Source organism: Candidatus Methanodesulfokora washburnensis, assembly GCF_003947435.1.
Classification (GTDB): Archaea; Korarchaeota; Korarchaeia; order Korarchaeales; family Korarchaeaceae; genus Methanodesulfokora; species Methanodesulfokora washburnensis.
Genome location: NZ_RCOS01000068.1, coordinates 1 through 12,910, shown reverse-complemented (window position 1 = coordinate 12,910; position 12,910 = coordinate 1). Strand labels below are relative to the sequence as shown.

The window sequence follows — 12,910 nt, the reverse complement described above, 5'->3', positions numbered from 1 at the left end:
GGGTTCAAGGGGACAACTCAGATAAAGATAGAGACATCAGGAAATGTCACATATGCAAAGGATATAACACAGCCTGCGGATGTTGACCAGATATTTGCAGGAGAGGCAGTGTTCAGCTTTGTGAAGATGCCGATAATCTACCTTGACTCATGGGTGTTCCAGAACAACACACTATCAGCTGACCTGAAGGACAAGGACTTAATACTGATAGGAGGACCTGCTGTGAACACTATAGTGAAGTACCTGAACGATGCCAAACTCCTGGATGTGACATTCAAGCAGGTGAACGGAGTATGGGCACTGGAGTATGCAGGGAAGACTTACGACTTAGACACAGTGCTTAAGATATTGGTGGACAATGGATACCTGCCAGCTCCAATATCCAAAGAATACGTGTACAAGGTTGAGGGTGGAAACGGACTTGGTGTGATAGAGTATGCGAAGAGCAGGCCCAAGGACTGGGGATCTGGAAACATATTAGTTGTAGCAGGCACTGACAGGTATGGTACTTTAGCAGCCTCAGTTGCATTAGCTGATCCAACAAAGCTGGTGGCATCAACAGCTCCTGTGTTCTATGCAGCAGGAAGGACAACACCAAATGCTGTTATACTGCTCGGGATAATGCCGACTGCTATTCCACCGCCAGTGCCTCCTGCAGTGCTGACACCGGTGATAGTTGCTATACCAGCTGGAGCGGCTGGATAAAAGAGGTGATTGAATGAGGAGGTTGTTATCCTTCCTTCTTGTTCTTGTCCTCTTGATCCCGTCCCTATCTGTTGTAGGAGAGCCGTATAAAATATACTCTGCCAACCAGCTCAGCGGATCACTGGTAGACAAGGATATGTCGAAGTACAGCATATCAAGGGCTGCGATGAATCTAACCACAGGGAACTTCCAGGTAGCTGTTTTCCTCAAGGATAAGAAATCGATAACTGCGCTATCATCTGCCCTAAGCGAGAAGGGTGAGAAGAAACTATCATCAATGGTGTCGACAAGCAGGGTTGTGGAGACAAAGGATGGAAAGTACATGATAAAGGTGATAGCTGAGGCAAAGAAGCTCCCAATACTCGATGAGATGAAGGAGAAAGGCATAATTCTTGACTATAAAGTGAAGCCTAGGCCAGACATGCCGAACATAACCGCATTGATGGGAGACAAGGAGGAGACGAAGAAGATAGCTGTGGACATGATAGCTGCAAGAGAGGTCATAAGAGCTAGCGAAGTGAACTCAATGGGCTATACAGGAAGCGGGATAACAGTGGCCGTTGTGGACACAGGCATTGACTACAGCAACCCAGACTTGAGGGATGCCCTTGAGTACTATGTTGGAAGCTACTACCAGCCTCTTGATGGAAATTACATAACTGTGAGGGAGCCACTTGTCCTGGATGCTGATGAAGCACAGGTTCTCAATATGGTAGATGTTAGCCCGAATGCAACAGGATACATAGATCTATCCGGAGTGACCGTGGTAACATATGTGCCTTGGGAGGAGGATCTTGATGTGAGCTATACAACAGGCAACACAACCGCCTACGTCGGCAGCATACCATCCAAGAGCGGTACATATAAGTTCGGAATAGCCTATCTTTATGATTTAGATTGGGAATGGGGGATATATTATGCATACAATGTGCTCATGGCAGATCCTGTAACAGCGGGGAACTACACATTAGTTGTCATAGACTGGAACAACGACTCCAATTTCAATGATGAGTACAGCTCAGGCTTATACTACACATATGATGGAGAAAGGATAACATACTATGATGCAAACGGAAATGGGAAATATGATGTAGGCGATGTGTCCCTTGGAGTTGTAGGTGGCTTCTTCTACGACATATGGTGGAACTTCGGATATCCGGGCTACTTCTTCCCGGGATGGGATCTGAAGGGAAGATATCTCTCATTCTTCTACGACTTTTATGGCCATGGAACCCAGTGCACTGGCACTATTGCATCAAGAGGAACTTGGTCTGGGCTTCCAGGAATAGCTCCTGAGGCAAAGGTAATGGGGATAAAGGGACTCTGGATAGGAGATGTGGAGATAGGTATGCTCTGGGCTGCTGGCTTCGATGTGGATCAAGCTGGCAACATTTACTACACTGGATCCCCAAGGGCTGACATAATAAGCAACAGCTGGGGAATAAGCACATTCTTCTATGATGCATTCGGCTTCGGCTACGATCTAGAGAGCATGTTCGAGAACGGCCTTACAACGCCGGGATTCCTCGATCCCAACTTCCCCGGCATACCCATAGTTCATGCGGCTGGAAATGGAGGACCTGGATATGGAACTGTCACAGCTCCCGGAACTGCTTCTGCTGTGATAACAGTGGGAGCATCAACATCCTTCCTGACATGGCCTGGAGGAGTGTTCTACGATGACATAATAGGCTGGAGCGCCAGAGGCCCAAGTCCTCTTGCTGAGGCAAAACCAGATGTGGTGAACATAGGAGCATGGGCCATTACTGTTGCACCCCATTACTATGGAGGCTATGATGTATTCGGCGGAACTTCAATGGCAACTCCGATGACAGCGGGGGTTGTTGCTTTGATGCTTCAGGCAAACCCAAGCTTAAAGGGGAAGCCTGCATTAATAAGATCAATGATACAGAGCACTGCTGTTGATCTGAAATATGATCCGTTCAAGCAGGGCTCAGGAAGGGTTGATGCCCTGAACGCAGTCTCACTGGCACTGAGAATGGCTGGAACTGAGCCTGGAACAGATAAAACAGTCCTCATAAAGACATCAACAAGCAGCACAAAGCTCAAGGAGATGCTCTCAGGTGCTTGGGAAGCTCAATGGGGCATAAACATTCCAATATACATGTGGTGGTATGGAAATCCGCTGCCACCAGTGGAGCTGAACTTGACAAAGCTTGACTTTGCAAATCCATCCGGATCCCTCTATCTGGGAATAGTAGGAAGAAGGGATGTTGTTCCGTTCAGTTTCTCCGTGACGAATCCAACGAGCACGGGACTATCTTTCACCGCAAGAGCGATTACCTATGTGCCCACTGGGGCTCCAAAGACGTATTCAGGTCTACTGGATTACCATCCCGGATGGAGATTCATAAAGTGGTATATCTTCGATCCATCTGAGTTCGAGGGAGCTGAGCTGACGAAGTTCAGCGCTGCAATAGATTACTCCAGCTTTGATTATGACAACGATTACTGGGAAGATTTATGGCCAAGGCTATTCGTCTGGTACTGGGATGGAACTGGAACTCCAACACCCTATGTGAATGCTTTTCCAATAGACTATAACTATGCCGTGGGAACTACAGAGGAGGTTGTTGTACACGATATTGCTGAAAGAGTAAAAGCCTTAGGATCAAACTATAAGATAGCTGTCTATGTGAGAGCTATTAATTATACAAGCTTGAGCAAAGTCCCGTTCATACTCAGGATAACAAATTACAAGAGAGTTACAGACACATCAGTTAAACTTAGTCCTTCATCAGGAAGCATAGCACCCGGAGGCACTGTGACAATAACAGGGAAGCTGACAGCCTCAACTGTCGTTGGACCGCAGCAGGGATACATAGAGCTAGACTTCGGCTCATTCAAGAAGTACATACCGTACACCTATGGTGTGTATCTTCCTCTGTACAGCGTCCAGTACCTGACATACACATCCCCAACTGACATGCTGCTTTACAACCCATCATCTCTAAACGGGGCATTTGACTGGTGGTGGAGATATGAATCAGGGGACTGGAGGGTCTACTACGTGAAACTGATGAACCCAGCTGCGAGAGGCCTGTTTGTTGACTTCAAGTGGACTCAGGACAACAGCACACTTGCAATATACACGCTAAACTCAATAGGTATGTTTGCAGGAGGATACTGGGGCACAGGTGTAAGCGAGCATTGGAATTTAGACGGTGGAACATTTCTCATAGAGAGCATAGCAGATGTTACAGGAAAGTGGAAGAAGGAGATGATAGCCACGCCCTTTGTGAACACATTTGACTGGTATCCAATAGTTTATCAGCAGACAGGGCCCGGATACTACACGATAATAGTGCACCAGCTTGTTCACGGAGGGAAGATGATATATGAGCCGATAAGAGGATATGTGAGCGTTTTAAGCCCATATGACCTCAAGAGATACATGAATCCATGCAACATAACGATGAGGAAAGGAGAGACAAGGCCTGCTGACTTCAGCTGGAAGCTTTGGGCCGAGGCAGGTGTCACATATTGGGGCGAGTCAGCAGAAATAGATGCCGCCTACACATCACCTCTAAAGATAACTCCGGATTATTGGTACACAACTAGTACGCTGAACAAGGGCTACATATTAAACGCATACAAGGATGCAGGCATGGTGATAGACGCGACAAATGCAGTACCTGGTGATTACATAGCTGGTGCGTTCTTCGTAACATTCCATCCGGACTACAAGCTCTTCTATAAGTACTATGGTGCGCCGTACGAGGATTGGATCTCAACTGGGTGGTTTGGAGAGGACTGGTGCCCAGTTCATGTGCCCAGCTAACCCCTCTTCTTTTTCTTTTTTACTATCCGTCGATATACAGTCTAACAGGTTTGAAATCTCGTGATAACAATTTCACTCCTCTGAGAAGCTCAGTATTCTAAATTCATATCCCCAGGAGTCGTAATATAAGTTACCTCCTTCATATTCCAGCTCTCCTCTCTGGTTATCCACAGGATCGGATCTGATAAACCTCTTTTTTGGAGTGAACTCGGATTGTATATCCTCGTTGAATACAAGCCTGAACTCATCGATCCCTCCGAAGTAGAAATCGCTGTACTCAGGGAAGTGTCCTCCGAAGGAGGGATCCACATGAAGCCATCCATATGGCCTTATGTGAAACTGAGCCCAGTCGTGCATGTTGGCTCTAGCCGGATTCACATACCATCCCGACTGCCACTTTGCCGGAACCCCGCTTATTCTGGCAAGCGTTATGAAGAGAAGTGCCTGCATCCCGCAATCTCCTTTTAAGTTTCTGGCAGTGTACTCACTTATATTTTCATAAGTCGAGTACTCGTATGCAGATGCATACTTTACATTTTTTACTATCCACTTGTATATATTCTTGGCTTTCATATACGGATTTCTCTCCCCTTTTGTTACCTCCTCCGACAGCCTTCTGAGAAAGTAGGTGAAGCAGATGTGAGGCGGTTTCTCATCCAGATATCTGGAGAGGGTTTCATCAACCTCAGCTGAGCTTGGCTCAACTTTTGGAAATCTGGAGCTTGATCTGAACTCGTACTCAACTCTGAAGACATCATTCCCCTCGAAGTATATTGTCCTTTGCTCACTGCCCTCATCTGCCAGCAGATATCCCTGAGGATATGCCGATATCAGCTTTATCCCATCCTGTATCTCATTGGGCCTTGGAAATGGAAGCCAGCACCTCACAGTTCCTTCCACCTGCTTTTTCAACCTGATTTCCATCATCACTCTGTACCTAGCCCTTTTCCTCTCCCCTCTCATGACTGATTTTATGTGATCTATCAGAATCCTGTCATCTGTTCTATCCTCTGCCTTAACCCTCCTCTTCCTAGCATCCTCGTTGAACCTGAAGAGATTTGGAATAAAGCTCCTGAAGAACCTCTCCTCCCCATCTATCAGTCTGAAGTCGATTGATCCATCCTCAATCCACTTTCTCAGATCATCCTCGCTGAAATCCCTAACCTCCTGCTTTAACATTGTAAGAGCATCTTCCTTTCTCAAAGAGTAGTCAAATCTCACCCTTCTAAGCCTTTCAAGCTCATACAAAAGCCTTTCTCTCACTATATCAGGAAGCCTTTCATCCTCAAGAAGCTTTTTTATCCTTTTCTCTGCTAGGGAGAAGTCTCCAATCTCAACAAGTCTTCTTATGTCATCCGGCAGACCTGCTGTGAGGAACTCCATATGACCTAGAAAAAACATAGGACAAAAACTTTTTGCAAGGCTTGTAAAGCGAGAGAATAAGGCCTGTCATCAGCACTCGCATTCAGCTGTCTAAGCTTTACGCAATAGACAAAGTACTTAAAGGCTTAAAATAGGGAAATCTCCTGACAATACCTCTCCATGAGGTAGAAAGGTGCCAGAATTTTTGCACCCCACTTCAACTTGAACTTCCTAATGCCCTCATTTATCCCCAGCCCCATGTTCACCTTCTTCCCCATTTCAATGCTTCTGTCGATCAGGTTTTTGAGGAGGAGATCGGAGGCTCCAGGAACTTTTCTTTCCGATGTGAAGTTGAACAGATAGAATGAAAAGGCATCTGATGATTTTATATCAGCTATTGTCACGGCTATAAGTCTTCCCTCCTGTCTTGCCTCTAATATAAGGGGTTTTGCAGCTCTCACGTATTCAGGCAGTTTTCTGAGCATTATCTCATGCTCCTTCAGCCCCTTTCTCCTCACAAAATCCCTTATAAAATGAAGATGCTCGTCTTCCAGTTCTGTCTCCCTAACTTTTACATCTTTCTCAGCTCTTTTTATCAGATTTCTTATCTTCTTGTTGATTTTCAGCGATTCAGCGTCGAGAAAATAGTACTCATCTGATTCTATGACATCATATCCCTCTATCTTTCTAGGGGAAGCTACTAAAACCCTGACAGGCCTGTGCCTGTCTATGGCTCTCTGAAGAGATTTCTCAAGATCTCCCTCGTCAAGGGAGTAGCCTATGAACCTGATCTCCCCTTCTCCATAGTAGTAGATGAATGGGCCCTCGTTTGACCACTTAAGCCCTGAGAAAGAGCACATGTAGCTGGGAATCTGCTCCGGTATGTATGCTCTTCTTGTAAGGTCCACGGGAAAAAAGAGTGAATGCTTAAAGAAAATCTCTCTTTTATTACATTATAATAGTTTCCGATTTCGTTAACTTCTGCTGACAGTTAGCAATCAGATTCAGAACCGAAAACTTTTCCAGAATACGACTTCAGTTGAAGTAGAGTAAGCTTTAAGACTGCTAACAATTAAATTTCCTGTCCATCCTCTTTATTGATGCCCAGGAAAAGGATTGTAATAACGGGAAATGTGCATGATGTCGGTTATAGACCCTTCCTTCTTGGCATTGCAGGATTTCTGGGAATAGAGAGGTTTTATGCCGATAACATAGTGATAGATGGAAAACAAGCTGTTGAGATACTTATAGACTCCTCAGAAGACAAGATTTCCGCATTTATTGACCTAATTGAGAGAAAAAAGCCTGAAGCTGCTGTTGTGGAGAGCATTCAGGTAGAGGATTACTCAGGAAATGTGATGGAGATGGAGAGCTACTACAGATATCTTACAGCCCTTCAGCTCGAGAAGATAGTTACATATGGAGGCCAGATGTTGAAGAAGCAGGATTTAATGTTAGAAAAGCAGGATTTAATGTTGGAGAAACAGGATGAAATGTTGAAAAAGCAAGGTGAGATGTCTGGAAAAATGGATAAGATGCTGGAGAAACAAGATCAAATGCTGGAGAAGATGGATAAGATGCTGGAGAAGCAGGATTTAATGTTAGAAAAGCAGGATGAATTTTCTGGGAAAATGGATAAGATGCTGGAGAAACAGGATGAGACAATAAAAGCCATTAGAGAAGAGGGAAGAAAGACTAGAAAGAGGATATCCTCCAGTACAAAGCTTATCTCATCAAAACTGGACAACATAACTTATCTGTTGGAGGAACGATTCAAAAGACTTGAGGAAGAGGTTGAGAGGATAAAGAAGGCTCTTATAAAAGCAGGGATAGATATTCAATAACGAAATATATTTTGAGCTTAGAATATTTCCTAGGATTTCAGGGATATATGCCTGAGAAGCTCGATTCCGGTGAATTCGGAGAGCTATGTGTAATCAGAGTCGTAAAGTAACAGCTGTTATATGTACAGCTCAACCTCCTTTCTCCCCTTCTTTCTCCTCAGGATTTCCTGTACTATTGAGAGAAACTCATCTCTGCCTATCAATCCCATCTCTATTGCCTCATCACAGCTTACTCCAGTTCTCCTCTCTATCTCCCTGTCTATCTCAAGCCTGTCCTCGTGATCTGTCAGCTCATAAAGGCCCATCATTCTGAGGAGAGAGCGGACCATTCTGCTCATATGATAAAGCAATGTTTTCCCTTTTTAAATTTTGGTATCTAGATATCGATGACCACAGGCCTTTTCATATCGCTCCTCATCCATCCCCTCCTCATCCCTGCTGTGTTGTAGTCTATTCCCATCCTGTAATCCCTGTCCAGAACTATAACTCCAGCTATCCCCCTTCCAAACTCGGAGCTCATCTTTGATATAAGGGCTCTGGCTATCTCATCTGCTCTCATCCCCATCTCAGCCATCATTCCTGCTCTTGTCCCAAGCCCCATTTTTATTATGTACTCCCCTATTCCCGTTGCTGAGAGAGCTACTCTGCTGTCTGCATAAGTTCCAGCTCCTATTAAAGCTGTATCCCCTATTCTCCCCGGAAGCTTCAGCCACACGCCTCCTGTTGAGGTTGCTGCTGCAAGATCCCTTCTCGAGTCCACAGCCACAGCACCGACAGTTCCATGCAGAAGGTCGGGATATCTGTCCAGAAGATCCTTGTTCACCTTGTAGTACCACTCCTTCCTCCTGAAAACCTCCATCAGCTTCCTATACTTCTCCATCTTCTCCTCTGTTATGAAGTTTGAGATCTCAAGCCCCAGTTTTACTGCAAATTTCTCAGCAAACTCTCCAGAAAGTATGACATGATCTGTCAGCTCCATGACCTTTCTCGCAGCCCTTATCGGGTTTTTTATCCTCTTCACGCATGCAACAGCCCCAGCTTTTCCTCCCGACATTATTGCAGCGTCCATCTCAACCTCTCCTGCTATGTTGAGGCATGAGCCTGAGCCTGCATTGAAAAATCCACTGTCCTCCATCACAATTACGGCTCTCTCCACCGCATCTAAGGAACTTCCACCCGATGCCAATACTTCTGCACCGGATTTAACGGCCTCAAGAAGGGCTTCATGCTCCTCCCTAGATGCAGATGTTATCTGACCGGCTCCTCCATGAACTACTATTGCCCACATACGCTGTCCTGAAAGAGGAAAGTTAAAATTATTTATCTCCGGATGCTATGTAGAGGCGGTTGCCATATGGACTACGAAATATCCACGAAGGTTAGCAGAAGCCTAGTGGAAAAGGCAAGAAAATACGGGATAAACTTAAGCGAGCTTATGAGAAAGGCTATTGAGGAGGAAGCAAGGAAAAGAGAGATAGAATGGGCCCTTACTATTATGGAAGAGATTTCCGATAAAGCAAGGCTGGATAAGCCATCAAATCAGCTTATCGGGGAGTTCAGAGATCCAAAAGTGAGATAGGACCAAAAGGTGATTAGATTCTAGTACCATGACAGAACGATATCTAAGGGAGGAAGAGTCTGAGAGATCTCATCCTCTCAGAAATAGATAGCAAGAGGAAGAGGCATTTTCCCAGTTTTTAATCAAGATAAATGCGAGGAGACTCCCGACTTCAGTTGTGGAGTAGGTTACGAAGCTTCAATCTCCTGAGCTGATGGACACAAAACTATTTTTATGAAAAGTTTATTAAATAGTTCCAGCTAGCTGAATTTGGGGTGAGATTTTGGAGATGTTCAGGACCCAGGACTGGAAAACTGAGAAGCATGTCCCAGTAATAGAGATAGTTGAAAGGAAAGGGGATCAGGTTACTGTCAAGGTGACCGTGGGAAAGGAGATACCGCATCCAAACACAACTGAACATCACATAAGATGGATTTCCCTTTACTTCCTCCCGGATGGTGAGAACTTCCCGTTTGAGATAGGAAAAGCTGATTTCAATGCCCATGGAGAATCAGTTCAGGGACCAAACAAAGGCACAGTTTACACTGAGCCAATAGCTTATTTCACCTTTAAGACCGGTAAGAAGGGAAAGATGATAGCTTTCAGCTACTGCAACATTCACGGCCTCTGGAGGAATGAGGAGCCACTTCCATGATTTTACTTAGCAATTCCCCATTACTTTTTTAGCATTAGAATGGAAAATCCAACTTTTATTCAACTTTTTATATTTCATCTGGCTTCGGCTGTCATGCTTGTGGTGTTCAATCCGAAGGAGGAGAGATGGAGCAACCTCGTTAAGGAGCTCATAAACGACCTTCAGGAATCCCTTAAGGACAATCTGGAGGGAATAATAGCCCTTCCTAAGGAGGAGGATGAGGTCTATGGGAGCAATGTCCTCATATTAGTTAGGGATGACAGCTTGGACACAGCGAGAAGAATATCCAAAATAATAGGGAAGTATGGCTACTCAGTTCTCCCGACAATAGCCACAAAATACGATGGGGAGATCGTCAACTCCTTCATGAAGAAAGCGGTATAAGAAATGAGGTCACTTTCCAGCTAATCTCATCGAGCTAACCCTTATCTCCGGGGTGATAACCCCTGAGATGCTTCTTCTCTTCTTTCCAACTAGCTCCGCCCTTTTCAGGAAGTCCATCATGTTTATACCAAATCCCACTTCCTTGAGGCCAGATTTTATCTCTCCTTCCTCTATGAGGAAGCCTAGGGATATCAGGCCTGAGAACTCTCCATTTGCCAGATTTGGTGTGTCATCAGTGGAATAAAGAAGAACTCCTCTTCTCATTGACAGGAGATCATCCTCATCTGCCTCAATCCCTCTTGCCTCAAGCAGGGCATTGTTCATCGATATAGATGGAGGGGATGAGTAGCCTCTGCTAGCATTTCCAGTGCTCTCAATTCCCTCCTTAAATGCTGTGTAGCTGTTGTGTATAGCTGATCTGAATACGCCAGAGGATATCACCTCAGTCCTTCTAGTTGCCACTCCCTCATCATCGAATCCCCTTGTCCCAGTTCCTCCCTCAATTGTCCCATCATCCACTATAGAGATCTCCTCCCTTCCAATAGAATGTCCAATTTTTCCCGATAGAAAGCTTCTCCCCTGCTGAATGTTCTCCGCATTTGCTGCTGCCGAAACTAGGAATCCTATGAAGTTTGGGGCTGAAAACGGATGTATAACAACGGGATAATCCCCTGTCTCTATCTGTATTGAGTTAAGGGACATCAAAGCTAGCTCGGCAGCTTTTCCTCCGACAAACTCGGGATCAACTGAGGAGAGGCTTCTTCCATCGTTTGCCTCCATGCCGACGCTGCTCCTCTCTCCATCTTTTGCTCTTATGTATGAGCTTATGCTTATAAAAGTCCTCTCCTCCTCCTGCTCATCCCTTCCCTGTACCTCGGTTTTAACATGGGATAGAACTGCATCGCACGAGATAGAATATATCTTATCGGATATTTTTGCAGCCTCTATAATCCTCTTAACTATTTCAGCAGCCTCAGAAACTTCCATATCAGCAATTCTCCTGTCGAATATCCCCCTTACATTGGAATTCCCCATATCAGGAAGCCCTTTTAGATCTTTATCCTCCATGCTTGCATCGCATATCTCCTCAGCTTTTCTTACGGCATCCTCTATTTTCCCCAGATCGGTTGTGTAATAGAAGCCCATTTTTCTCCCCTTTATCACCCTAACTCCAGCTCCCTCAAATCTTCTCTCCTCCGCCCTCTTTATAGCCCCTTTCTCAGCATGAATGCTTATCACTCTTCCCCTCTGGATGAAGATCTCCTTCTCCATCATCTCAACCCCCCAAATACAACCTCCCTCACCCTTATATGAGGGGATCCTGTTGTGACAGGAACCCACTGTCCCTGCTTTCCGCAATTTCCCGGTGAGAATTTCAGATCCTTCCCCACCAGTTCAATGTTTCCTAGGATCTCAAGCGTGTTTCCAGCTAAAGCAACTTCCCTAAGTCTCTCCACCAGCTCTCCATTTTTTACAAGCCATCCTTCCTCAGCCTTGAACATGAACTGTCCCTTTGCTGGCTCTGTATATCCATATAGGCTTCCTATTGCATAGATTCCCTCTCTCATGTTCAGAATCTCATCTAGCTCTGCATCTCCCTTATCTATGAATGTGTTGCTCATCCTGACTATGGGGGGATTTCTGAAGTTCATGGCTCTTCCATTTCCGGTGCTCTCAACACCCATCTTGGAGGATGTCTCCAAGTTGTGCATAAAGCTCTTCAGAATACCCTTATCAACTATCACCTTTCTTCTCCCCTCAGATCCCTCGCTGTCGAACTTGTAGCTCCCATATAGCCCTTCCAGCGTGGGATCATCCACTATGTTGATTTCATTGCCAACTCTCTGCCCAATTCTGCCCTCCAGTATGCTCATTCCAGCTAAGACTTCATCTGCTTCAGCAGCATGCCCAAATGCCTCGTGAACAAATACTCCTGCAAGCTTTGGATCCAGAACAGCCTGAAATTTCCCAGCTGGAGCGGATTTAGCCGATAAAAGCTCTACTGCTCTTCTTGCTGCGGTCTCAGCTAGGTCAAATGACCCCTCTATTGCCTCATATCCAATTGTCCCTCCAGTGCTTTCAAGAGCTCTCTCCGTTACTCCAGCTCTGTGAGCATAGGCTGAAAAGGAAACCCTTGTCCTGTATATTTTCTGCCTCACCTTTGTCCCTATGCTGTTGACAACCTCCTCCTCAAGAAATCCGTCCAGATAAGACACATTGAAGTTCCTGACCTCCTCTATCATCCCTCTTTTGCATAGATCAACAGCATCTCTTGCCTTTCTGTCAACTGGAACTTGATCAGGTGGGATCTTCACTGAATGGATATAACTGCCTGTATAGGGCTTTCCATGAACCTCGATTTCCTCTTTTTCACAGGTTTTTGCAAGCTTTATTGAGCTTTCAACAAGCTCCTTAAGGCTTGGGCCTGAGCTGAATCCCCAAGCTCCATTGAGAAGCACTCTCACAGAGTAGCCCGATTCATCTCCTGAGGATAGCCTTCTTATCACTCCGTTCACAACAAATACCTCTGTAATTGAGATTTTTTGATGCCTTATCTCGACAAACTGTGCCCCTAGATCGAGAGCATAGGAGATCGCTTC

The 12,910-nt window shown here is 45.3% G+C and carries 12 protein-coding genes; 6 read left to right on the top strand and 6 right to left on the bottom strand.

What is annotated here, in order from left to right; all coding sequences use genetic code 11:
• Both D6D85_RS05320 and D6D85_RS05315 read left to right on the top strand, forming a co-directional pair.
• Positions 1 to 705 (top strand): S-layer protein (locus tag D6D85_RS05320; protein ID WP_125671035.1); only part of this gene is annotated, 705 nt, incomplete at its 5' end.
• A gap of 13 nt (positions 706 to 718) precedes the next feature.
• Positions 719 to 4,507 (top strand): S8 family serine peptidase, encoded by a 3,789-nt coding sequence (locus D6D85_RS05315; protein WP_125671034.1) that lies wholly within the window; start codon positions 719 to 721, stop codon positions 4,505 to 4,507.
• Between the two features lie 72 nt (positions 4,508 to 4,579).
• Here D6D85_RS05315 and D6D85_RS05310 read toward each other — a convergent pair whose 3' ends face one another.
• Positions 4,580 to 5,890 carry a transglutaminase-like domain-containing protein gene (locus D6D85_RS05310; RefSeq protein WP_161969700.1) on the bottom strand — a complete coding sequence of 437 codons (1,311 nt, stop codon included), beginning with the start codon at positions 5,888 to 5,890 and terminating at the stop codon, positions 4,580 to 4,582.
• 125 nt (positions 5,891 to 6,015) lie between these two features.
• Positions 6,016 to 6,777 carry a hypothetical protein gene (locus D6D85_RS05305; RefSeq protein ID WP_125671032.1) on the bottom strand — a complete coding sequence of 254 codons (762 nt, stop codon included), beginning with the start codon at positions 6,775 to 6,777 and terminating at the stop codon, positions 6,016 to 6,018.
• 192 nt (positions 6,778 to 6,969) lie between these two features.
• Here D6D85_RS05305 and D6D85_RS05300 point away from each other — a divergent pair, with 192 nt between their 5' ends.
• The gene (locus D6D85_RS05300; RefSeq protein ID WP_125671031.1) at positions 6,970 to 7,713 is read left to right on the top strand and encodes an acylphosphatase; all 744 of its coding nucleotides are present in this window, start codon (positions 6,970 to 6,972) and stop codon (positions 7,711 to 7,713) included.
• Positions 7,714 to 7,829: 116 nt separating this feature from the next.
• On the opposite strand, the gene D6D85_RS05295 is transcribed toward D6D85_RS05300, so the two are convergent.
• Together D6D85_RS05295 and D6D85_RS05290 are read right to left on the bottom strand one after the other, a co-directional pair.
• Positions 7,830 to 8,051: a hypothetical protein gene (locus D6D85_RS05295; RefSeq protein WP_125671030.1), complete on the bottom strand. Its 222-nt coding sequence runs from the start codon at positions 8,049 to 8,051 to the stop codon at positions 7,830 to 7,832.
• Between the two features lie 38 nt (positions 8,052 to 8,089).
• The gene (locus D6D85_RS05290) at positions 8,090 to 9,001 is read right to left on the bottom strand and encodes an isoaspartyl peptidase/L-asparaginase family protein (RefSeq protein WP_125671029.1); all 912 of its coding nucleotides are present in this window, start codon (positions 8,999 to 9,001) and stop codon (positions 8,090 to 8,092) included.
• Positions 9,002 to 9,067: 66 nt separating this feature from the next.
• Here D6D85_RS05290 and D6D85_RS05285 point away from each other — a divergent pair, with 66 nt between their 5' ends.
• The 3 genes from D6D85_RS05285 (at position 9,068) to D6D85_RS05275 (ending at position 10,310) form a co-directional block, all read left to right on the top strand.
• The gene (locus D6D85_RS05285) at positions 9,068 to 9,292 is read left to right on the top strand and encodes a type II toxin-antitoxin system CcdA family antitoxin (RefSeq protein ID WP_125671028.1); all 225 of its coding nucleotides are present in this window, start codon (positions 9,068 to 9,070) and stop codon (positions 9,290 to 9,292) included.
• 268 nt (positions 9,293 to 9,560) lie between these two features.
• A complete protein-coding gene (locus tag D6D85_RS05280; protein WP_125671036.1) occupies positions 9,561 to 9,926 on the top strand; it encodes a class II SORL domain-containing protein in 366 nt (121 codons plus the stop codon).
• Positions 9,927 to 10,019: 93 nt separating this feature from the next.
• Positions 10,020 to 10,310, top strand: a complete 291-nt coding sequence (locus D6D85_RS05275; protein WP_125671027.1) for a hypothetical protein — start codon at positions 10,020 to 10,022, stop codon at positions 10,308 to 10,310.
• Positions 10,311 to 10,319: 9 nt separating this feature from the next.
• Here D6D85_RS05275 and D6D85_RS05270 read toward each other — a convergent pair whose 3' ends face one another.
• Positions 10,320 to 11,585, bottom strand: coding sequence for a TldD/PmbA family protein (locus D6D85_RS05270; RefSeq protein WP_125671026.1), 1,266 nt, complete (start codon positions 11,583 to 11,585; stop codon positions 10,320 to 10,322).
• On the bottom strand, positions 11,582 to 12,910 hold a 1,329-nt coding region (locus tag D6D85_RS05265; RefSeq protein WP_133308293.1), incomplete at its 5' end, for a TldD/PmbA family protein. The genes D6D85_RS05270 and D6D85_RS05265, both read right to left, overlap by 4 nt.